Source organism: Amycolatopsis sp. NPDC114504 (genome assembly GCF_055633595.1).
On record NZ_JBVKDU010000004.1, the window covers coordinates 1,204,364 to 1,226,056 of the forward strand.

General features: G+C 73.6%; 20 protein-coding genes. 13 read left to right on the plus strand and 7 right to left on the minus strand.

The window, feature by feature from the left end; translation table 11 throughout:
* Positions 1 to 17: 17 nt before the first annotated feature.
* Both ACZ7PG_RS35305 and ACZ7PG_RS35310 read left to right on the plus strand, forming a co-directional pair.
* On the plus strand, positions 18 to 854 hold the full coding sequence (locus ACZ7PG_RS35305; protein ID WP_470243490.1) for an oxidoreductase: 837 nt from the start codon (positions 18 to 20) through the stop codon (positions 852 to 854).
* Between the two features lie 10 nt (positions 855 to 864).
* On the plus strand, positions 865 to 1,584 hold the full coding sequence (locus ACZ7PG_RS35310; protein ID WP_470243491.1) for an SDR family oxidoreductase: 720 nt from the start codon (positions 865 to 867) through the stop codon (positions 1,582 to 1,584).
* 165 nt (positions 1,585 to 1,749) lie between these two features.
* Here ACZ7PG_RS35310 and ACZ7PG_RS35315 read toward each other — a convergent pair whose 3' ends face one another.
* Positions 1,750 to 2,421 carry a histidine phosphatase family protein gene (locus ACZ7PG_RS35315; RefSeq protein ID WP_470243492.1) on the minus strand — a complete coding sequence of 224 codons (672 nt, stop codon included), beginning with the start codon at positions 2,419 to 2,421 and terminating at the stop codon, positions 1,750 to 1,752.
* 82 nt (positions 2,422 to 2,503) lie between these two features.
* Between ACZ7PG_RS35315 and ACZ7PG_RS35320 the strand changes: the two genes are divergently transcribed.
* The gene (locus tag ACZ7PG_RS35320) at positions 2,504 to 3,724 is read left to right on the plus strand and encodes a PP2C family protein-serine/threonine phosphatase (RefSeq protein ID WP_470243493.1); all 1,221 of its coding nucleotides are present in this window, start codon (positions 2,504 to 2,506) and stop codon (positions 3,722 to 3,724) included.
* 21 nt (positions 3,725 to 3,745) lie between these two features.
* Here the strand turns inward: ACZ7PG_RS35320 and ACZ7PG_RS35325 are convergent, their stop codons facing one another.
* Positions 3,746 to 4,129 carry an STAS domain-containing protein gene (locus ACZ7PG_RS35325; protein ID WP_470243494.1) on the minus strand — a complete coding sequence of 128 codons (384 nt, stop codon included), beginning with the start codon at positions 4,127 to 4,129 and terminating at the stop codon, positions 3,746 to 3,748.
* Positions 4,130 to 4,298: 169 nt separating this feature from the next.
* Between ACZ7PG_RS35325 and ACZ7PG_RS35330 the strand changes: the two genes are divergently transcribed.
* The 6 genes from ACZ7PG_RS35330 (at position 4,299) to ACZ7PG_RS35355 (ending at position 12,031) form a co-directional block, all read left to right on the plus strand.
* On the plus strand, positions 4,299 to 4,682 hold the full coding sequence (locus ACZ7PG_RS35330) for an STAS domain-containing protein (RefSeq protein WP_470243495.1): 384 nt from the start codon (positions 4,299 to 4,301) through the stop codon (positions 4,680 to 4,682).
* Positions 4,679 to 6,244, plus strand: a complete 1,566-nt coding sequence (locus tag ACZ7PG_RS35335) for a PP2C family protein-serine/threonine phosphatase (protein WP_470243496.1) — start codon at positions 4,679 to 4,681, stop codon at positions 6,242 to 6,244. The genes ACZ7PG_RS35330 and ACZ7PG_RS35335 overlap by 4 nt, the downstream gene beginning before the upstream one ends.
* On the plus strand, positions 6,241 to 6,660 hold the full coding sequence (locus tag ACZ7PG_RS35340) for an ATP-binding protein (RefSeq protein WP_470243497.1): 420 nt from the start codon (positions 6,241 to 6,243) through the stop codon (positions 6,658 to 6,660). The genes ACZ7PG_RS35335 and ACZ7PG_RS35340 overlap by 4 nt, the downstream gene beginning before the upstream one ends.
* Positions 6,661 to 6,733: 73 nt before the next feature.
* Positions 6,734 to 10,801, plus strand: coding sequence for a SpoIIE family protein phosphatase (locus ACZ7PG_RS35345; protein ID WP_470243498.1), 4,068 nt, complete (start codon positions 6,734 to 6,736; stop codon positions 10,799 to 10,801).
* A complete protein-coding gene (locus ACZ7PG_RS35350; RefSeq protein WP_470243499.1) occupies positions 10,798 to 11,100 on the plus strand; it encodes an STAS domain-containing protein in 303 nt (100 codons plus the stop codon). The genes ACZ7PG_RS35345 and ACZ7PG_RS35350 overlap by 4 nt, the downstream gene beginning before the upstream one ends.
* Before the next feature lie 208 nt (positions 11,101 to 11,308).
* Positions 11,309 to 12,031, plus strand: coding sequence for an ANTAR domain-containing protein (locus ACZ7PG_RS35355; RefSeq protein WP_470243500.1), 723 nt, complete (start codon positions 11,309 to 11,311; stop codon positions 12,029 to 12,031).
* Positions 12,032 to 12,034: 3 nt separating this feature from the next.
* Here the strand turns inward: ACZ7PG_RS35355 and ACZ7PG_RS35360 are convergent, their stop codons facing one another.
* Positions 12,035 to 12,445: an ATP-binding protein gene (locus tag ACZ7PG_RS35360; protein WP_470243501.1), complete on the minus strand. Its 411-nt coding sequence runs from the start codon at positions 12,443 to 12,445 to the stop codon at positions 12,035 to 12,037.
* A 123-nt stretch (positions 12,446 to 12,568) separates the two neighbouring features.
* On the opposite strand from ACZ7PG_RS35360, the gene ACZ7PG_RS35365 reads away from it, so the two are divergent.
* The 3 genes from ACZ7PG_RS35365 to ACZ7PG_RS35375 all read left to right on the plus strand — a co-directional run bounded on the left by ACZ7PG_RS35365 (position 12,569) and on the right by ACZ7PG_RS35375 (position 17,080).
* A complete protein-coding gene (locus ACZ7PG_RS35365; RefSeq protein WP_470243502.1) occupies positions 12,569 to 15,844 on the plus strand; it encodes a glucodextranase DOMON-like domain-containing protein in 3,276 nt (1,091 codons plus the stop codon).
* A 19-nt stretch (positions 15,845 to 15,863) separates the two neighbouring features.
* Positions 15,864 to 16,421, plus strand: coding sequence for a DinB family protein (locus ACZ7PG_RS35370; RefSeq protein WP_470243503.1), 558 nt, complete (start codon positions 15,864 to 15,866; stop codon positions 16,419 to 16,421).
* Positions 16,422 to 16,543: 122 nt separating this feature from the next.
* Entirely contained in the window at positions 16,544 to 17,080 is a 537-nt protein-coding gene (locus ACZ7PG_RS35375; RefSeq protein WP_470243504.1) for a DUF4232 domain-containing protein, read from the plus strand.
* A 138-nt stretch (positions 17,081 to 17,218) separates the two neighbouring features.
* Here ACZ7PG_RS35375 and ACZ7PG_RS35380 read toward each other — a convergent pair whose 3' ends face one another.
* From ACZ7PG_RS35380 to ACZ7PG_RS35390, 3 genes are all read right to left on the minus strand, one after another.
* Positions 17,219 to 17,524, minus strand: coding sequence for a hypothetical protein (locus tag ACZ7PG_RS35380; protein ID WP_470243505.1), 306 nt, complete (start codon positions 17,522 to 17,524; stop codon positions 17,219 to 17,221).
* A 73-nt stretch (positions 17,525 to 17,597) separates the two neighbouring features.
* Positions 17,598 to 18,863 (minus strand): sensor histidine kinase, encoded by a 1,266-nt coding sequence (locus ACZ7PG_RS35385; protein ID WP_470243506.1) that lies wholly within the window; start codon positions 18,861 to 18,863, stop codon positions 17,598 to 17,600.
* Positions 18,860 to 19,549 carry a response regulator transcription factor gene (locus ACZ7PG_RS35390; protein WP_470243507.1) on the minus strand — a complete coding sequence of 230 codons (690 nt, stop codon included), beginning with the start codon at positions 19,547 to 19,549 and terminating at the stop codon, positions 18,860 to 18,862. The genes ACZ7PG_RS35385 and ACZ7PG_RS35390 overlap by 4 nt, the downstream gene beginning before the upstream one ends.
* Before the next feature lie 101 nt (positions 19,550 to 19,650).
* Here ACZ7PG_RS35390 and ACZ7PG_RS35395 point away from each other — a divergent pair, with 101 nt between their 5' ends.
* The gene (locus tag ACZ7PG_RS35395) at positions 19,651 to 20,109 is read left to right on the plus strand and encodes a hypothetical protein (protein WP_470243508.1); all 459 of its coding nucleotides are present in this window, start codon (positions 19,651 to 19,653) and stop codon (positions 20,107 to 20,109) included.
* Between the two features lie 473 nt (positions 20,110 to 20,582).
* Here ACZ7PG_RS35395 and ACZ7PG_RS35400 read toward each other — a convergent pair whose 3' ends face one another.
* Entirely contained in the window at positions 20,583 to 21,593 is a 1,011-nt protein-coding gene (locus tag ACZ7PG_RS35400; protein ID WP_470243509.1) for an aldo/keto reductase, read from the minus strand.
* Between the last annotated feature and the right edge of the window lie 100 nt (positions 21,594 to 21,693).

A 21,693-nucleotide genomic window follows, 5' to 3' on the forward strand; every position in this document is an offset into this window, starting at 1 on the left:
GGACGGAGTACTTCGTCATGCCCGAAAACTGGTTCATCACCGGCTGTTCCACCGGCCTGGGCCGCGCACTGGCCGAAGCCGTGCTCGACCGCGGCCTGCGGGCCGTCGTCACTGCTCGAGACCCCGCGCAGGTCGCCGACCTGGTCGCGGAGCACGGCGACCGCGCGCTGGCCCTGCCGCTCGACGTCACCGACCACGCTCAGGTCGTCGACGCGGTGAAGCGCGCCGAAGCCGCGTTCGGCCGGATCGACGTCCTGGTCAACAACGCCGGCTACGGCTACCTCGCCGCGGTCGAGGAAGGCGAGGACGACGAGGTCCGGAAACTGTTCGACGCCAACGTGTTCGGCCTCGCCGACGTCACGAAGGCGGTGCTGCCGGGCATGCGGGCCCGGCGGAGCGGGCACGTCGTGAACGTGTCGTCCCTCGGCGGACTCGCCGCCTTCGGAGCCACCGGCTACTACCACGCGACGAAGTTCGCGGTGGAAGGGCTTTCCGAGTCGCTGGCCGCCGAAGTGGCACCGCTGGGCATCAAGGTGACGATCGTCGAGCCCGCGGCGTTCCGCACCAACTGGTCCGGACCGTCGATGCGCCAGTCGGCGACCCGCATCGACGACTACGCCGAGACGGCCGGTGCGCGCCGGGCCGCGACCACCGCGACCTACGGCCACCAGCCGGGCGACCCGGTGCGCGCGGCCAAGGCGATCCTCACCGCCGTCGACGCCGGCGAACCGCCCTTGCGGCTGCTGCTCGGCAAGGCCGCCTACGACATCGCCACCGCCCGGCTCGACACCCTGCGGGCCGGCTTCGACACCTGGCGCGAGACCACTCTCGGCGCCGACTTCCCCGCTCTCTGAAAGGCCATTCATGAAGATCGTTCTCATCACCGGTGCCAGTAGCGGTATCGGGCGCGCCACGGCGCTGCGGCTGGCCGGCGAAGGCCACCACGTCGTGCTCGGCGCCCGGCGGGAGGACCGGCTGACCGCGCTGGCGAAGGAGATCCACGACGCCGGGGGCACCGCCGACGTGCACCCCCTCGACGTCACCGACCGCGCGGACGTCGCCGCCTTCGTCGACACCGCCGTCGAAGCGCACGGGCGGGTCGACGTGTTCGTCGCCAACGCCGGCGTGATGCCGTTGTCGCGCCTGGACTCCCTGCTCGTCGACGAGTGGGACCGGATGCTCGACGTCAACGTCCGCGGCCTGCTCCACGGGATCGCGGCCGTGCTGCCGCACTTCCGGCGTGCGGGCGGGGGCCACTTCGTGACGATCGCGTCCACCGGCGCGCACGAGGTCGTGCCGACGGCCGCGGTCTACTGCGCCACGAAGTACGCCGCCCGCGCGATCACCGAAGGCCTGCGGCTGGAGGCCGATCCCGGCATCCGCGTGACGACGGTGTCGCCGGGCGTCGTCGAGTCCGAGCTGGCCGACACGATCACCGATCCCGGCGCGCGGGAAGCGATGCGCACCTACCGCGCGGTGACGCTCCCGCCGGACACGATCGCCGGGGCGATCTCCTACGCGATCGGGCAGCCGGAAGGGGTCGACGTCAACGAGCTGATCGTCCGGCCGACCGCGCAACGCTGACGCCGTGTCGTCCATCCAGTCACGCGTGTCGTCTGCCCAGTCACGCGTGTCGTCCATCCAGTCACGCGTGTCGTCCGTTCCGGCACGGCGGCACGCGTGATCAGAGGGTCGGCACGCGTGACTGAGGGGTCGACACGCGTGATCAGCGGGTCGACACGCGGCGGGTCAGGACCGCGGGCGGCGGGTTTCCTGGGCCAGCACCATGGTGAACCCGCCGTCGCGGTCGCGTTCCCAGGTCGTCAGCGAGGCGTTGGGGACTTCCGTGGTGCGGGCGACGCGCAGCAGGTCGGGTTCCGGGACCCCTTCGAGGAGGTAGCGCAGCGCGTAGACCGTCACCTCGTGCGCGGCCAGCAGGACGCGCGTGCCGGGGTGCTCCGCGCTCAGCTCGCGCAGCAGGGATCGCAGCCGCAGCACGACGTCCGCCCAGGACTCGCCGCCCGGGGGCCGGTAGTAGAACTTGCCCAGCCGGTGCTTGCGGCGCAGCTCGTCGGGCCAGCGCTCGCGGACGCCGCGCGAGGTCAGCAGGTCCAGCACGCCCAGCTCGCGGTCGCGCAGCCGCTCGTCCGGGATGATCGGCACGCCGGCGGGCGCGGCCAGGCGCGCGGTGTCCCACGCCCGGCGGTAAGTCGACGTGACCACGAGATCCGGTGGGCGGTCGCCGAAGAACTCCCCCGCGGCCTTCGCCTGCTTCCGCCCCAGGTCGGTCAGCGGGACGTCGGCGTCGCGTTCGGCGACGTCGATCACATCCACCCCCGCCGACTCCGCCTCTTCCCTGGCCACGTTCCCCGTGCTCTCACCGTGCCGCAGCACGGCCACCCACTCCAGGTCGACGCTCACGCCCGGCTTACTACCCTCGGGGACCCGCCGACGAAACCCGGGATGGCTGCGCGCGCCAACGACATCCGGTTAGGGTCTTTCCATGTCGCGAAGTCTCGGCACCGAGGACCGGCTGAAGCAGCTGGAGACGATCATCGGCGCGCCCGCCGAGCACCTCGGACTGGCCGATCTGCTCGCCGAGACCCTGCAGCGCCTGCGGGAAGTCATGGACGTCGACACCGCGACCGTGCTGCGGTACCAGCCCAGCGGCCGTCAGCTGGTGGCCTTCGCGGCGGCCGGTATCGAAGAAGAGGTCCACCAGGGCGTCCGGGTGCCGGTCGGCAGCGGCTTCGCCGGCCGGGTGGCGCTCGAACGCGCTCCCGTCGTCCTCGACCACGTCGACGAGACCACCGTCGTCAACTCCCTGCTCTGGGAACGGGGCCTGCGCTCCATGCTCGGCGTGCCGATGGTCGCCGGGATCGATCTCGTCGGGGTGCTGCACGTCGGCTCCGTCACACCGCGGCAGTTCACCGAGGCCGAAGTCGGCACGATGCAGCTGCTCGCCGACCGCCTGGCCATGGCGATCCAGGTCGAGGCGCTCGAGGAGAACCGCACGGCCACCATGGCGCTGCAGCGCAGCCTGCTGCCCGCCAGCCTGCCGGAGGTGCCCGGCCTCACGTTCGGCGCGCGGTACGTGCCCGGCGCGGAAACCGGCCTCGGCGGCGACTGGTACGACCTGTTCGCACTGCCGGGCGACCGGCTCGGCGTCGTGATGGGCGACGTCTCCGGCCACGGCCTCGAAGCGGCCGTGATCATGGGACGGCTGCGCAGCGCCCTGCGCGCCTACGCCCTCGACTGCGAAAACCCGGCCGACGTGCTCGCCAAGCTCGACCGCAAGGCCAACCACTTCGAGCACGGCGCGATGGCCACGGTCGCCTACGGGATCATCGGGCCGGACCGCGCGACCATGGCCCTGTCGCTCGCCGGGCACCTGCCGCCCGTGCAGGCCGGACCCGACGGACCGGGCCGGCTGCTGGACGTACCCCCGGACCCCCCGATCGGCTTGACCATCGGGCAGCCCCGGCGGCGCACGACGCTGGTCGAGCTGACACCGGGCAGCGTGCTCGCGTTCTACACCGACGGCCTGGTCGAACGGCGCGACCGGCCGGTGGACGCCGGGATGGCGCAACTCGCGGAGGTCATGCGTGCCGGGGATCCCGAACGGGTCTGCGCGCAGGCGATGGCCGCGATGATCGGCAACCGCCCGGCCCAGGACGACGTCGCGCTGCTCACCATCCGGCGCCAGGTCCCGGCCGGCGACTGAGCCGGCCGGGACGACCCGGGGTCAGGACGCGGTCAGCGCCGCCTCCCGGGTCGGGAACAGCGAAAGGCTGTCCTCGAGCCCGGTCAGCTGGATCGGGCGCAGGGTCGCCCGGCCGGACGCCACGATCCGCACCACGGTGCCGGGGCCGGCGTTGCGGTGGATCGTCAGCAGCGCCGTCAACCCGGGCGAGGCAAGGAACTCCACCCGGGTCAGGTCGACCACGAGCAGCGGCGGGGCCGCGGCCAGCGCCTCTTCAGCTGCTTGTACGAGGGCCGGCGCGGTGGTCGTGTCCACGTCTCCGACGACCTCGATGACGAGGGCGCCGGACTGCTCCGTTCGGGCGATCCTGAATTCGCCGAATGGCACAGCGGTGGCCGAGCCCTCACTGTGGGTGTGTTCGGTCATCGTCATCTTCTCCTCGCCTTCGCAGTGCCGCCAGGATGTCCGGCGGGCACGCGTCATCACGAAGGCTGTCTGCTCAACCGAGATCAATCATGCCCGTCCTTCCCGGACACCGCCGTGTCAGCACCGCTTTCGGTTTGCGCCCGGCCCGCGAGCAGGCAGGATGTTCGCCATGGCCGACACGGACGAGACCGGGAACCCCCTCGGTGCCGCCGCGAGCTCAGCGGGCACCGTCGCACTGGAAGACCGGGACGGCACCGCCGTGCTCCGGGTCGAGGGAGCCCTCGACCTCGCGCTGGCCCCGAAGCTGCGGCAGCTGGCCGAACGCGCCGGCCGCCTGGAGCCCGCGGTCCTCGTCATCGACCTGACCGGCGTCACGTTCCTGGCCTCGGCCGGCATGGCCGAGCTCGTGCGGGCGCACCGCGGGCGGACGGTGTCCTCGCCGCTGCGGGTGGTGGCCACCGGCCGGATCACCTTGCGGCCACTCGAACTGACGCGGCTGACCGACGAGCTCGCCATCTACCCCTCGCTGGCCGAGGCGCTGGTCACCGGATGACCGCCCCGGGGTCCGACGAGCTGCTCGACGCCGTGCGCCGGGCGTTCGTCGACGGCTCCGGAACCCCCGCGGCCACCGAGGTCCGGCCCCTCGACCCGGCCGAGGCGCGCCGGGTGCTCGGCGACCACGTCGCGGTCGCCGTGACCGACCGGGCGGTGCTGGCGGACCTGGTGCCCGGCCGTGCGGTCACCGGCGCGATCGCCGTCACCGGCGACGTGCTGGTCTACACCACCGGCGAGGTCGGCGGGACGCCGTCGGTGGTCGCCGCCGCCGTCGAGGCCGCGACCGCGCACCTGGCGGCCACCGTGCGGCGGCTGCGAGGCGAAGCCGTCGTGCTCGACGCGCTGCACTCCACCGGCCGCGAGCTGACCGCGCAGCTCGACATCGACCGGATGGTGCAGGACGCGACCGACGCGGCCACCCAGGCGACCGGAGCCGAGTTCGGCGCGTTCTTCTACAACCTGATCGACGAGCTCGGCGAGTCGTACACGCTGTACACGATCTCGGGGGTGCCGCGGGAGGCGTTCGCCCGGTTTCCCATGCCGCGCAACACCGAGGTGTTCGCGCCGACCTTCGACGGCACCGGCACCGTCCGCAGCCCCGACATCACCCGGGACCCGCGGTTCGGGAAGAACGCGCCCCACCACGGGATGCCGGCCGGGCACCTGCCGGTGTGCAGCTACCTGGCCGTGCCGGTGATCAGCCCGAACACGGCAGACGTGCTGGGCGGCTTCTTCTTCGGGCACTCGCGGCCGGACCGGTTCACCGCGCGGCACGAGTACCTCGCCGAAGGCATCGCCGCGTACTCGGCCATCGCGCTCGACAACGCCCGCCTGTACGAGCGCGAGCGCAACCTCGCTTCGGAGCTGTCGCGCAGCATGCTGCCGGTCGCGCCCTCGGCACCCGGCCTCGACGTGCTCACCCGCTACCTGCCCGCGGCGACCGGGAGCAAGGTGGGCGGCGACTGGTTCGACGTCATCCGGCTCCCGTCCGGCGCGACCGCGTTTGTCATCGGCGACGTCGTCGGCCACGGGGTCACCGCCGCGACCGTGATGGGCCAGGTTCGCACCGCCATCCGCTGCTACGCGCTGCTCGAACTGCCGCCGTCGGAGGTGCTGCGCCACGTCTCCGCGCTGACCGGCGGGCTGTTCGGCGAAAGCTTCGTCACCTGCTTCTACGCGGTCCACTCGCCCGGCGACGGTACGCTGACCTACGCCAACGCCGGCCACCTCCCGGGGATCCTGGTCCGCCCGGACACCGGGCTCGAAGAGATCGGCGAGGCCTTGGCGCAGCCGCTGGGCGTCGGCTCGGACTTCCCCCAGCGCCACACCGGGTTCCCGCCCGGGGCGGATCTGGTGCTCTACACGGACGGCTTGGTCGAAAGCCGCACCCGCGACCTCACCCAGGGTGTGGAATGGCTCCTGGCGGGCATCCCCGGGGTGCTGGCCTCGGCCGACCACGGTCCGGCGTGGGACAAGCTCGTCGGCGAGCTCACCCACGGCCGGCACGACGACGACATCGCGCTGATCCACGTGCGTCACCGCGGAGAGGACGCGACATGACCGACCCCCTCCCCCCGGGCACCCCCGCGGCCCCGGCGACGTTCCACCGGCGCACGGCCGCCGACGCGGACCGGCTGCCGGAGCTGCGCGGGGCACTGGCGGACTGGCTGGGCACGCTCGGCCTGAGCGAAGAACGCCAGGAGGACGTCGTCCTCGCGGGCTACGAAGCGATGGCCAACTCCGCCGAGCACGCCTACCGCGACGGCGAAGCGGGCCAGGTCGACGTCCACGCCGAAGATCTGCACGGGCGCCTGACGGTGACGGTCACCGACTACGGCTCCTGGCGCGCGCCGGTCGCGACGAACGGGCTGCGCGGCCGCGGCCTGCTGCTGATCGACAGCCTCGCCGACCAGAGCGCGCAGGTGCACCGCGAAGACGGCACGACGGTCACGATGACCTGGCTCTCCCGCGGCTGAGCGCGCTCGCGTGCACGGCAGCGCCGAGCCCACCCGGGTAGGCTCGTCCGGGGTCGCTTCAACCAGGAGTGTGATGAGCGTCGGCGAGGATTCCGGCCAGCGCGCCGTCTTCCCCGGAGCCAGCCAGATGGCGGCCCGGATGCGGGAGTTCGACTGGGCGTCGTCGCCGCTGGGCGAGCCCGCGGACTGGCCGGCGAGCCTGACGACGGCCGTGCGGATCTGCCTCACCTCGCGCTTCCCGATGATCGTCTGGTGGGGACCGGATCTGCGGTTCCTCTACAACGACGCGTACCTGCCGCTGCTCGGCACCAAGCACCCGGCGCTCGACAAGCCGGGCGCGGACGTCTGGACCGAGATCTGGCACATCATCGGCCCGATGCTCGACAGCGTGCTGACCACCGGCGAGGCGACCTGGTCGGAGGACCTGCTGCTGCCGATGAACCGGCACGGCTACTGGGAAGAGACCTACTGGACCTACTCCTACAGCCCGGTCTACGACGACGAAGGCGCCGTGCGGGCCGTGTTCACCGCGGTCACCGAAACGACCGAGCGCGTGGTCGGCGAACGCCGGATGGCGGTCCTGCGCGAGCTCGGCGCCCAGGCCGGCAGCGCCCGCACCGTGGAAGAGGCCTGCGAGCTGGTCGCCGGCGTGCTCGGCCGCGCCGGTGCCGATGTCCCCTACGCGGCGATCCACGTCCGCGACGACGCCGGCGCGCTCGCCCTCGCGGCCGTCACCCCGGACGGTGCCGGGCACACCGCCGCCTGGCCGCTCGAAGAGGTGCTCGCCGGCGGCGTCCCGCGCACCGTGTCCGACCTGTCGCCCTTCGGCGCACTGCCGCCCGGCACCTGGTCCACCCCGCCCGCCGAGGCGATGGTGCTGCCGCTGCCCGGCCCCGCCGAGGCCGCCGGGGTGATCGTGCTCGCGGCGAGCGCCGGGCGCCCGCTCGACGAGTCCTACCGGACGTTCCTCGGGCTCGTCACCCAGCAGACCGCGGCGCTGGTCAACGGCGCGCTCGCCTACCGGGCCCAGCAGCGGCGCGCCGAGGAGCTGACCGCGCTGGACGCGGCCAAGACCACCTTCTTCGCCAACATCAGCCACGAGTTCCGGACCCCGCTCACGCTGATCCTGGGGCCGGTCGCCGAGCTGGAGCAGACGCTCGGCCGGGCGGACGAGCGCGTCCGCGAGGAGATCGCCGTCATCCACCGCAACGCGCTGCGGCTGGGCCGGCTGGTCAACAACCTGCTCGACTTCTCCCGGATCGAGGCGGGCCGGATGCAGGCCCGCTTCGAACCCGTGGACCTCGCCGCGTTCACCGCGGAGCTGGCGAGTGTGTTCCGCGCCGCCGTCGAACGGGCCGGGCTGCGGTTCGAGGTCGAGTGCCCGCCCCTGGGCCGGCTGGTGCACGTCGACCGCGGGATGTGGGAGAAGGTCGTCCTCAACCTGCTGTCCAACGCGGTCAAGTACACCTTCGACGGCGAGATCCGGGTGCACACCACTGTGGACGGTGCCGACGCCGTGATCACCGTGGCCGACACCGGGATCGGGATCGACGCCGGCGAGCTGCCGCGGCTGTTCGAGCGGTTCCACCGGATCCCGTCGGCGCGGGCGCGGTCGAACGAGGGCAGCGGGATCGGCCTGGCGCTGGTCCGCGAGCTGGTCGGCATGCACGGGGGCACGGTCGCCGCCGAGAGCACGCCCGGCGCCGGCACGACGTTCCGGATCCGGCTGCCGCTGGGGACCGGCCACCTGCCGGCCGAACACGTCGTCGCGGAGGCGTCGGCGGGCGGGATCGCCGCGGAGACCGCCGAGCCGTACCTGCAGGAGGCCCTGCGCTGGCTGCCGGACGACGCACCGGCGCCGGACAGCGCCCCCGGCCCGGTCACCGGGGCGCGCGTGCTGATCGCCGACGACAACGCCGACATGCGCGAGTACCTGGCCCGCCTGCTGCGCGAGGACTACGCGGTGACCGCGGTGCGCGACGGCGTCGAAGCGCTCGAGGCCGCGTCCGGCGAGCCGCCGGACCTGATCATCAGCGACGTGATGATGCCCCGGCTGGACGGTCTCGGCCTGCTCGCCGAGATGCGGCGCGACCCGCGCACCGCCGCCGTCCCCGTGCTGCTGCTGTCCGCCCGCGCCGGGCAGGAGGCCGCCGTCGACGGCCTGGCCGCCGGAGCCGACGAATACCTCGTGAAACCGTTCTCCGCGCTGGAACTGCTCGCCCGCGTGCGCACGATCATCCGGCTGGCGCGGCTGCGGACGCAGCACTCCCGCTGGCGCGCGGCGATGATCGACTCCCTGCAGGAGGGCTTCTTCGTCTGCGACGCCGACGGCCGGGTCGTGGAGATGAACGCCGCGTGCACCGAGCTGCTCGGCTTCGGCCCCGAGGAGCTCCCCTACGCACCGCCGTTCCCCTGGGTACCGGACCGGGACGACGACCCGATCGCCTTCCGCCAGGTCGCCGACGCGATGAAACGGTCGCGGACCGAGCCGTCGGGCAGCTTCGTGCTGCCGCTGCGCCACCGCGCCGGGCACCGGGTGTGGGCCGCGGTCGCCTACAACGAGCTGCACGACGACGAGGGCAGCCGCCGGCTCGTCGGCACGATCCGCGACGTCACCGCGGAGCGCTACGCCGTCCAGCGGGAGAACGCGCTCGCCGCGATGAACCAGCGCCTCGCCGGGGTCAGCGGGGTGCCGGACGCGCTGCGCACCGCGCTCGACCTGCTGCGCGAGCTCTGGCAGGCCGAGCGGGTGCTCGCGGTGACCTGGCCGCAGGACGGCGAGCCGGAGCTCACCTCCACCGACCCCGGCGACCGGCTGTGGACGGGCCTCGCCGCGCCCTTGCGCGCGAAGCTCGCCGAGGTGCGTTCGCTCCCGGCGTTGCACGCGACCCCGGCGGGTGGCGGGGCCGGCGCGAACCTGGACCACCCCGGCGGGCAGCTGACGCTCTGGGTGGAGCCGGACCCGCGCCGCCCGCTCGGCACCGAGGACCGGACGCTGCTGGCGCTGCTCGCCGGGACGCTGGCCCACGCGCTGCGCCGCGCCCACCGGGACGACCGGCAGCGCGAGGTCGCCATCGCGCTGCAGCGCTCGATCCTCGGACCGGTCCTGCTGCCCGAGGGGTTCGCGGTGCGCTACGAGCCGGCGAACCCGCCCCTGGAGGTCGGCGGCGACTGGTACGACGTCGTCCCGCTGTCCGGCGACCGGTTCGGGATCGTCGTCGGCGACTGCGTCGGCCGGGGACTCGCCGCGGCCGCGGTGATGGGCCAGCTGCGCAGTGCCTGCCGCGCGCTGCTGCTGGAGGCCAACGGCCCGGCGCACACCTTGAGCACGCTCGACCGCTTCGCCGACCGGCTGCCGGGTGCCTTGTGCACCACCGTCTTCTGCGGCGTGCTCGACCCCGCCACCGGGACCCTGACCTACAGCAGCGCCGGCCACCTGCCGGCCACGCTGGTGCACCGCGACGGCTCGTCGGAGTTCCTCGACGCGGGCGGCAGCGTGCCGCTCGCGGTCCGCGTCCCCGCCGCGCGCCCGGAGGCCACGGCGGTCGTCCCGGTCGGTTCGCTGCTGATGCTCTACACCGACGGTCTCGTCGAGCGCCGCCGCGAGTCGCTGGACGACGGCATCGACCGGGCCACCTCGGCCGCCCACGACACGCGGGACGCCGACCTGGCCGACCTGGCGACGTCGCTGATGAGCGGGCTCCGGCCGGCGAGCGGGTACGAGGACGACGTCGCGCTGCTGCTCTACCGCCGGTCGGCGCCGCCGCTGGAGCTGGACTTCCCGGCGCACCCGGACAGCCTCGCCTCGACGCGCCACTGGCTGCGCGCGTGGCTGGGCACCGCTTCGCTCGGCGAAGAACGCTCGCAGGACATTCTCGTCGCCACCGGCGAGGCCTGCGCGAACGCCGTCGAGCACGCCTACCGCGAGGACGCGGGGAAGGCGCACCTGTCGGCCCGCTTCGCCGGACCGCGCCTGGTCGTCACGGTGACCGACCGCGGCCGCTGGAAGCAGCCGCCCCCGGACAACCACGTGCTGCGCGGCCGCGGGATGCCGATGATGGAAGCGCTGGCCGACGCGGTCACGGTCCGGCACGACACGGACGGCACCACCGTCACGCTGGAATGGAGAATCGGTTCGTGACGACGGCACTCACGCTGGTCGCCTCCGCGGGCGACGACGGAGACCGGATCTTGACCGTGACCGGCGAGGTCGACCTGAGCAACGTGGCCGAGTTCGGCGCGGCCCTGGACCGTGAGCTCGCGGCCGGGCCCGCACTGGTCGTCGACCTGACCGGGGTGACCTACATCGACAGCGCGGGCATCGCGGCGGTGTTCGACCGGGCCGTGTCCCACGACCTGAGCCTGACCGCGCCCCGCCTGCTCGACCGCGTCCTGCGCGTCTCGGGCCTCGCGCAGGTGACAAAAGTGACGATTCGCTGAAGGGTTGACCCGCGCGTCACCGGGTAAGCACAGCGCAGCGACGGTTGTCGGGTGGGTTGTGCTGCCGGTCGTCGCCAGGTGGCCCCGGCGGCCAACCCACGACGTTCAGCAGCGAGCGCCGGGTCGGAGCCACCGCCCTCCTGGGTCACCGGGGCCGCGCCGTCCGCGGGTACTGTGCGCGCAGGAAACCGGGAGGGAGGCGAGCGCAGTGACCGGTGACCCGATCCCGTCCGAGCACCTCGACGAGCTGACCGCCGCGATGGCGGACCTCACGAGCGCGCTCGAGACCGAGCCCTCCGAGGAGCAGATCCTCGACGCCGTGTGCGCCGAAGCCGTCCGGGCCATCCCCGGGGCCGACCTGGCCAGCATCACCGCGATCCGCGACGGCGAGGCCGAAACCGCCGCGTCCACCGACGAACGCGCCGTCGAGATCGATCGCGTCCAGTACGCGGCGGGCGAGGGCCCGTGCCTGCGGGCGGCCGAGACCGGCGAGATCGTCCGGCTGCCGCTCGCCACGGCCGGGGCGCTGTGGCCCGAGTTCACCCAGCACGCCCGGAGTCTCGGCGTCGGCAGCTACCTGGCCGCGCCGCTGCGCGTGGACGGCACCCTCTCCGGTGCGCTCAACCTCTTCGGCTACGGCGACCACGGCTTCGCCGAGACCGACTCCCGGCTGCTGCAGCTGTACACCACGATCGTCTCGTTCGGGCTGCGCACCACGCGCCGCTACCACCGGGCCAGACAGAGAGCCGCCGAGCTCGAGATGGCGATGAGCTCGCGAGCGGTGATCGAGCAGGCCAAGGGCATCCTCATGGCCGTGCACGGGATCACCGCCGACGAGGCCATGAAGCGCCTGATCACGGAGTCGCAGAACTCCAACGTGAAGCTGCGCGACGTCGCGACCCGGTTCGTCGAGAGCCTGACCGCGGGCTGACGCTCAGGCCGTCCGGCGGACCGGGAACGGCCAGGTCAGCGTGATCACCGTGCCGTCGTCGGTCGAGCGGAGGTCCAGACCGTCGACCAGGGCCTGGATCAGCCGCAGGCCGCGGCCGCCGTCGGACCGGTCCGCGATCGTGGTCCAGCGCCCCTGGTCGGCGACGGTGACGATCAGGACGTCCTCGTCGATCCTGGCCCGGACGTCGATCAGCCCCGGCCGGCCGCGGTAGGCGTGGTCCAGCACGTTCGCCATCGCTTCCCAGCAGGCCAGGACGACGTCGTCGGCCTGCCTCCCGACCTCGTCACCGGCACGTCTGCGCAGCCACGACACGAGGTGCCGCCGCAGACTCGGCAGCGTCCGTGGCGAAATCGTGCCTCGGTACCGCCAGCCGTCCGTTCCGTGCTCTTCCACGTTCACCTCCTCGGGGGACTGTTCGTTTGCTACCCACCGGTCGGATTTCTCAATCACGGGTAACGGCTTTCCCTGCTGCGTTCGGCTCTGGTGCGCCGCGGATCGGCGTGATCGGATGTGCGGATGACTCGGTCGCCGTCGTCCGTGGTGCTCTGCGCGGTGCTGGCCGCCGCCCTTCTTCCCGCACCGGCAGCTTGGGGTGTCAACGTCCCGGCGCCCGGGCCGGGTGCGCTCTCGCACTTCGGGCTGGCCCGCAAGGACTGCCTGGGTACCGCGCGGAACACGACCAGCAAGGCGTGGTTCACCGTGGCGGGCGGCGTGCTGTCCGACGTCTACGCGCCGGTGATCGACAACACGAACGTCGAGACGCTGCAGTTCGCCGTCACCGACGGCCGGACGTTCACCGACCTGCAGGCGCGGGACATGACCTACACGGTCCGCACCAGCGCGGGCGGGATGGCCTGCGAGGTGACGTCGACCCCGCGCAGCGGCCAGTACCGGCTGGTCACCGAGTACCTGGCCGACCCGGCCCGGACCGGCGTGCTGATCCGGACGCGCCTGGACCCGCTGCGGGGCTCGGGGAACGACCTCAAGGTCTACGTGCGGTTCGACGCGAGCATCAACGGCAACGGCGGTGGTGGCCCGGCGAACGGCGGCGGCGACACGGCTTCGGTGGACGCGGCGACGTCCGCGCTGGTCAGCGCCGACCCGAACACGGTGTCGAGCGCGCCGGCCCGCGACTACGCGACCCCGTTGGCCGCCGCACTGCGTGCCGACCGCCGCTTCCTCGGCACGTCCAGCGGCTTCGTCGGCACCGACGGCGACGGGCTGGCCCAGCTCGACCGCGACCACCGGCTCACCGACCGGACGCCGTCGGCGGCGAACGGCAACGTCGTGCAGACCGCGCAGCTGGACCTGCAGCCGCGCCGCCCGGCCACGCTGGCGCTGGGCTTCGGCGCGGACGCGCGGGCGGCGGTCCAGACCGCGGGCGCGAGCCTGCGCACGCCGTTCGACGAGAGCTACCGCGACTACGCGCGCGGCTGGCGTGACTACGACAACGGGCTGGTTCCGTTGCGCGGCAAGGATTCCGACGCCTACTACCAGTCGGCCAACGTGCTGAAGGCCAGCGAGGACAAGACGTTCCCCGGTGCGGTCGTCGCCTCGCTCGGCAGCCCGTGGGGCCAGGCCGTCTCCGCGGGGGACGCGCCCGGCGGCAAGCCCGTCTACTTCGGGTCCTACCGCGAGATCTTCGCCCGCGACCTCTACGAAAGCTTCTCCGGCCTGCTCGCCGCGGGTGACCGCGAAACCGCGCGGGCGAGCGTCCGGTGGTTGTTCAGCCGGCAGCAGCAACCCGACGGCCGGTTCCCGCGCAACTCCATGCTCAACGGCAAGAAGGCGCCCGACTCCGGCGGTGACCAGCTCGACGAGAGCGCGTACCCGATCCTGATGGCGCTGCAGGCCGGGCTCGACCGCGACCGCACGCTCTACACCGACCACATCCGCGCGGCCGCGGACTTCGTCGTCGCGCACGGGCCGTCGTTCGGCTCCGAGCGCTGGGAAGAGCAGGGCGGCTACTCCCCCTCGACGATCGCCGCCGAGATCGCCGGGCTCGTCGCCGCCGGCGTGATCGCCGACCGCAACGGCGACCCGGCGCGCGCCCGCGTCTACCGGGCCACCGCCGACCACTTCCAGCGCAGCATCAAGGGGTGGACGGTCACGTCCACCGGTCCGTACGGCGGCCGGTACTTCCTGCGGCTCACGAAGAACGGCGACCCGAACTCCGAGTGGATCTACAACCTCGGCAACGGCTCGGTGGACGCCGACCAGCGCGCGGTCGTCGACGCCGGGTTCCTCGAGCTGACGCGCCTCGGCGTGCTGCCGGCGAACGACCCGGACGTCACCGCGTCGCTCGCCGTCGTGGACCGGGTGATCAAGCGGGACACGCCGGCCGGTCCGGGCTGGTACCGCTACGGGACTTCCGCCACGGGCAGTGAAGACGGCTACGGCGACTGCTACGAACCGGACCCGACGAACTGCGCGCCGACCGGGGCGCCGTGGCCGGGGCCGAACACCGGGTCGGGCCACCTCTGGCCGGTGCTCGCGGGCGAACGCGGCGAGCAGGCGGTCCAGACCGGCGACCGGGCCGGCGCGGCGGCGCTGCTGCGCGCCATGCGGGCCCAGACCGGCGGCACCGGGCTGATTCCCGAGCAGACGTGGGAAAATCCGGCGGTGCCGGCGTCGCCGTACGGCTCCGACCCGCGCACGGCGTCGATCGGCTTCGCCCCGGGGCAGCCCGCCGGTTCGGTCGCGCCGCTGAGCTGGGCGCAGTCGCAGTCGGTGCGCCTGGCCCGGGCCCTGGACGACGGCCGGCTGACCGAACAGCCCGCCGACGTCCGCGCCCGGTACGTCACGCACGCGCCGCCGGCGGCGCTGGCGGTCACCCTCGACGCGCCGGCGTCGGTGTCCACCGCGACCGCTTCGGTGTCCGGGACCGCACCCGCCGGCAGCCGGGTCGACCTCGCCGTGTCCGCGACCGACGCGGGGACGACTTCGGTGCTGTCGACCCGGGCTTCGGCGGCGGGGACGTTCACCGCGACGGTGCCGACGCCGCTGGGCGCGAACGTCGTCACCGCGACCGCCACTTCCGGCACCGGGACCGGCTACGCGCAGAAGACGATCAGCTCGGACTTCGTCACCGGCACGGTCCTGCTCGACGCGGCCGACCCGGACGGCGACGACAACGGCCCGGGCACGTACACCTACCCGACGGCGGGCGACTTCCACGCGGGCGGGTTCGACCTGCAGCGCTTCCAGGTCATCGACTCGGGCCCCAACCTCGTGTTCCGCGCGCAGGTCCGCGACCTGTCCCCGACGTTCGGTTCGCCGCTGGGCGCGCAGCTGCTGACGATCTACGCGCACGACCCGGCCGCGACAGCGACGTCGACCGCGGCGCCGTTCCCGAGCCGGGCGTACTCGATCGCGGCGCAGGATGCCTGGAGCCGGCGTCTCGAGGTCCAGGGCTTCGCCGACCCGGCGCTCGTCGACGCTTCGGGCGCTTCGCTGGCGACGCCGTCTGTCCAGGCTTCGCAGGCGACGCGGTACATCACGGTCAGCGTGGCGAAGTCGGCGTTCGGGACTCCGGGCGCCGGGTGGACGTTCGCGGTGGTGCTGACCGGTCAGGACGGCAACTCCCCCGACCAGGCGCGGCCGTTCACGCCGACGGCGGGGCAGTACACGTTCGGCCTGTGCGCGGCGGGCGGCACGGCGCCGATCTGCGCGGCGGACCCGGCGACGGCCCCGAAGGCCCTGGATGTGCTGACGCCGTCCGGTGTGGACCAGGCGGTCGAGCTGGACCCGACGCGGGGGCCGGTCGCGGTGCGCGGCGTGCCGGTGGGCTGACTCTGGCACGCTGGGCAGCGTGATCGACGACTTCGCCAAACGGTACCTGCACGACGATCTGCGCGAGGCCCGCGAGGCGGTGCTCGCGAAGCTCGACGGACTGGACGAATACTCCGTGCGGCGCCCGTTGACCCCGACCGGCACCAACCTGCTCGGCCTGGTGAAGCACCTGGCGCTGGGGGAAACCCGGTACCTGGGCGAGGTGTTCGGCCGGCCGTTCCCCGAGCCGCTGCCCCGCTGGGACGACCTCGAGGCGCGCGGCCGGGACTTCTGGGCGACCCCGGAAGAGAGCCGCACGGAGATCGTGGACCGCTACCGCCGCGCCGCGAAGCACTCCGACGCGACGATCGACGCTCTCGCCGTCGACGCGCCCGGGCACGTGCCGTGGTGGCCGCGGCCGGATGTCCTGCTCTTCAACGTCATGGTGCACGTGCTGACCGAGACCAACCGGCACGCCGGGCACGCCGACATCCTGCGCGAACAGCTCGACGGGTCGACCAGCGCCCCGGCGAGGGACGCGGAGTTCTGGGCGGCCAGGCACGCGGAGATCGAGCGGGCGGCCGCTCGTTGGGGATGACGTTCAAGATCACCCGAGGTTGCTTTTGTGCGGGCAATCGCACTTCGGAGCTAACCGGATCGGATCATGAACATCTCTTCTTGTGTACGCGAAGTCACCGACACCGGAAGGGGTTCTCGCTCATGACCACTCGTCCGAGCGTCCGCCGCACCATGACCGCCCTCGTCGTGACCGGGGCCGCCGTCGTCGCCACGGCCGGGACCGCGTCCGCCATGCCGACCGACTTCCGGTGCACCGCCTCGCAGGTCGACACGACGCTGGTCGCCGGTTCGCCCGGCGCGGGCCAGCGGTACGCCTACGTGCAGTTCACCGCGAAGCCGGGCGAGACGTGCACGCTGCAGGGAGCGTTGCCGGTGACGCTGACCGGCGCCGACGGCGTGACGGTGACGCCGGACCCGGCCGCCGCCGACGCGCCGTCGGTCACGGTCGCCGACGGCGCGCCCGCGTCGATGCTGCTGCACTGGACCGGCATCGAGGCTCCGGAGAACCAGGTCCGGCCGGCGAGCGTCACGGTGACCGCACCGCAGACGACCACCCCGCGCGGCGACGTCAGCGACCCGGCGATCACGCTGCCGTGGAACCAGGGTCCGCTCGACGCGTCGGCCGAGGCACACGGGCTGACCGTCAGCGCCGTGACCGCGGGCCCGGCCCAGCCGTAGATCCCGCGGCCGGTCGACACGCCGACATCCGCCGTGTCGTCCATCCAGACACGCGTGTCGTCCGTCCAGGCACGCGTGTCGTCCATCCAAGCACGCGTGTCGTCCATCCAGGCACGCGTGTCGTCCACTGTGGACCGGTCAGCGACGGCCGCCGTGGTCGTCGCCTGGCTCGCCGCCGTGGTGGCCGTGGTCGTCGCCCAGCTCGTTCCCGTGGCCGCCGTGGTCGTCGCCGAGGTCGTGGGTTCGGCTCGGGTACGTGCTCGGCGCCGGGTAGCTCGCGCTCGGCGACACCGTGGTTTCGCTGCTGGGCGCGGTTTCGGTGGTGCTCGTCGTGGTCGTCGGCGCCTGCGTACCGTCGTCGGATCCGGACTGTGCGAGGGCCGCCGTCGTCCCGCCCACCGCGAGCGCCGCGCCGGCCGCCGCGATCACCAGAATCTTGCGCATGTCTGCTCCTTCTCGTTCTCCGCCAACGAAAGAAGCATCACGCGTCCGGCGATAGCGGCGCGCTGCGCGACGATTAAGGCATCCCTAAAGCCTTTCCGAGCTCCAGCACGATCCGCGCCCCCGGCCCCCGCGTCACGGTGAACGTCCCGCCGGACGCGCGGGCCGTCTGGCGGGCGATGTCCAGCCCGAGGCCGGTCGACCCGGCGCCGCTCGCGCCGCGCCCGGCCTCGTCGAAGCCCGGTCCCTCGTCGGCGACCTCCAGCCGGGCGCCGTCCGGCGTGGCCGTGAGACGGATCGCGTACCCCGTCCCCTCCGGGGTGTGCGCGAAGACGTTGCCCAGCAACGCGTCCAGGCAGGCGGCCAGCTCCGGCTCGCCGACCGCGACGGGCAGCGGACCGTCGTCGAGCGAGACCGTCGCCGCGCGGTCCTGGTCCTGCGCGAGCACCGACCAGAACTCCGCCCGCTCCCGGACGACGGACGCGGCGTCGCACGAGCCGGGCGCCGAGTCCCGTGCCCGCGCCTGGTCGATCAACGCGGTGACCTGCCGCTCCAGGCTCTCGGCGTGGCCGATGATCCGCTCGGCCTCGGCCGGGTCCCGCAAGGACTCGGCGTCCAGCCGCAGCACGGTCAACGGCGTCCGCAGGCGGTGCGAGATGTCGGCCACCGCCTCGCGTTCCTGCCGCACCAGGTCCCGGATCCGCGCGGCCAGGAGGTTGAGCGCGGCGGCGACCGACCGCACCTCCCCCGGCCCGCCCGGGACCGCCCGGGCGTCGAGGTCCCCCTCGGCGAGCCGGCGCGAGACCGCGGCGAGCTCGTGGACCGGCCGCACGATCGACCGGGCCAGCCGGTCGGCGACGAACACCCCGAGCGCCAGCAGCACCACGCCGAGCCCGGCCAGCACCAGCCAGGCCGGGCCCAGCCCCCGGGTCAGCTCGGCGCGGTCGACGAACGCCCGCACCACGGCGGTCCCCCGGGGCAGGCCCTGGACCGCGACGAGGATTTCGCGGCCGCCGGCGTCCTCGACGGTCAGGCTGCTGCCCTGCGCCGCGGCCAGCGTGACCCCCGGGGTGCGCGGGGTGGGCGCGCCGAGCACGGTGCCGTCCGGCAGGAACACCGTCACCGGGTGGCCCGCGGTGGTGCTGAGCTGGTCGACGGCCGGCCGCAGCGCCGCCGCGTCGGACGTCGCCACCAGGGACGTCAGCGACTGCGCCTTGGCCGTCGCGGCGGTGACCGCGCGGTCCGCGGTGACCGACCGCAGCAGGATCCCGAGCGGCACCAGGAAGGCGACGAGCACCAGGCTCATCGCGGCCGTGACCAGCACCGCGAGCCGCTTCCTCACGTCCCGGCCCCCGGCTCGGCCAGCCGGACGCCGACGCGCCGCACGGTGTGCAGGTACCGCGGTTCCTGCGCGGTCTCGCCGAGCTTGCGCCGCAGCCACGACAGGTGGACGTCGACGGTCTTGTCCGCGCCGGCGTAGGGCAGCTTCCAGACGTCGGCGAGCAGTTCGCGCTTGCTCACCACGGTCCCGGCGCGGCTCGCGAGGTAGTGCAGGAGGTCGAACTCGCGCGGGGTGAGGTCGAGCGGTGCGCCGTCGAGGGACGCCTGGCGCGTCCGCGCGTCGACCGACAGGCCGCCGACGACCACGGGCGCGGTCGTCTCCTCGGGTTCGGCCCGCCGCAGCACGGCGCGGATCCGCGCGTCGAGCTGGGCACCGCCGAAGGGCTTGACCACGTAGTCGTCGGCACCGGCGTCGAGCAGCCGGACGATCTCTTCTTCCGCGCTCCGGGCGGTGACCACGATGATCGGCACCGCGCTGACCGCCCGCACCATCCGCAGCACCTCGCGGCCGTCGAGGTCGGGCAGGCCCAGGTCGAGCAGGACGACGTCGGGCCGCTCGGTGACGGCGGCCTGCAGCCCGGCCATGGCGGTCGGCGCGGACGTCACGGTGTGCCCACGCTCGCCCAGCGCGCGCAGCACGGCCGTGCGGATGGTCGGGTCGTCCTCGACGAGCAGCACGGTCGCCATTCTCGGGAGGCTACACACGCGAAGCAGCTTCGCCGGGCGCGTGGCGAACGCTAAGGACGGCTTAGCCGCGCTTTAACCATCCCGGATGGGACAGTGGACGGGTGAGAAGGCGAGGACTGCTGATGGCGGCGGGTTGGCTGCTGGCCGCGGCGGCCACAGCGGGCGCCGGGACGGTGGCCCTCGACGTCGTCGGCGCGGGCATCCTCGGCCCCCAGAACCAGCCACTGTCCCAGGACGACGTGGCTCGCGCACTGGAGACGGTGCCGCCGAGCACGGCTCCGGTGGTTCCGGCCTCGCCGAGCGCCCCGGCACCGCGCGGGTTGACCGTGCCCGGCGGCAGCCTCGTCGCGAAGTGCACGGGTGACCAGGTGGAGCTGATGTCCTGGAGCCCGGCGCCGGGCTACCGCAGTGACGATGTCTCCCGCGGCCCGGCGGCGACGGTGTCGGTGAAGTTCAAGAACGACGGGACCGAGAACGTGACGACGGTGACGTGCCGCAATGGTGAGCCCCAGGCGGAGACGGCAGCCGACGACAGCGGCGGCCACCGGGGCCGCGGGTAGCTCGCCGCCCCCGGGCGACCGCACCGGAACCCCGCGCGAGCCACTCCCTCTCCGGCCACCCAGGCATCCGGCCGCACCGAAGCGCCGCACGCGGCCGAATTGCGCGAGCCACCCGCCCGCGCCACCACGGCCGCGGCCGCCCGCCCGCGGCACGCACCCCGCCCCAGGTATCCAGCCGCGGCTGAAGCGCGCGAGCCGGCCGGCGTCACCACCGCCGCGGCTGAAGCGCGAGCCAACCCGCCGGCGCCACCACGGCCGCCCCAGGCGGCCGGCCGCGCCGGAACTCACGCGCGAGCCTGCCTGTCCGCGCCACCCCGGCCACGGCGACCACGCCACTCAGGCAACCGGCCGCCCCGGCAGCCGGCCGGCGCCACTGCGGCCGCCCCAGGCAACCGGCCGCGCCGGAACTCACGCGCGAGCCGGCCTGTCCGCGCCACCCCACCCAGGCAACCGGCCGGGCGGCGCCACCGCAGCTAGCTCGGCAAGCCCGCATTGAGCCGCCCCAGGATGCTGTGCGGGAACGGCAGCTCCGGTGCACTAACAGCCGTCAGCCGGTCGAGCTGGGCGTCCGTCAAATCGAGCTCCAGCGCCCCCAGGGTCTCGGCGAGCTGCTCCGGTGACCGGGCTCCGACCAACGGCGCCGGCATCGACGGCCGGCGGGTCACCCAGTGCAGCGCCACCTGGGCCGGGGTCGCGCCCACCTCGGCCGCCACCTCGCGGACGGCGTCCAGCACCGCCCAGCGGCTCTCCGGCAGGGACCGGTAGGGCGCGCCGCCGGCGAGCCGTCCTTCCCCGGAGCCGTCGCGGGTGTACTTGCCGGACAGGAACCCGCCGCCGATCGCTCCCCACGGCTGGACCGCGATGCCGAACTCCCGCGCCAGCGGTACGTACTCGGCCTCGATCGCCCGCTCAACCAGGGAATACTCCAGCTGCAGCGCCGCCACCGGCGGGCCGGCGAGCATCGCCGCCTTCGTCGCGTACCAGGCCGGGACGTCGCTGAGCCCCACCGCGCGGATCTTCCCCGCGCGCACCAGGTCGCCGAACGCCGCCACGACCTCCTCGGCCGGGGTGAAGCCGTCCCAGATGTGCAGCCAGTACAGGTCGACGTGGTCCACGCCCAGCCGCCGCAGCGACGCCTCCAGCGAGGCGATCATGTTCTTGCGGCCGTTGCTGCGCCGGCGGGGGTCCGACCGCGGTTCGCCGCCGGCGAAGTCCGGGCCGGAGTACTTGGTGGCGAGGACGACGTCGTCGCGGGCGACGTCGCGCAGGAACTCGCCCACCAGCTCCTCGCTGCGGCCGGAGCTGTAGTTGTCCGCGGTGTCGACGAAGTTGCCGCCGGCCTCGACGTAGGCGCGGAAGATCTTGCGCGAGGTGTCGTCGTCGGCGCAGAAGGAGCCGGTGCCGAAGGTCATCGCGCCCAGCGCCAGCGGCGAGACCCGGAGCCCGGAGCGGCCCAGCGGCCGGTAGTCGTCCAGTCGTGTCATGCCCCGATCGTGCAACCCGGAGCGCGGTCCGGGTCAAACCCGATCGAGGGCATTCCGGGGCAACATCGGGGAGAAAACGAACCATCCTTCCGGTTAGCCC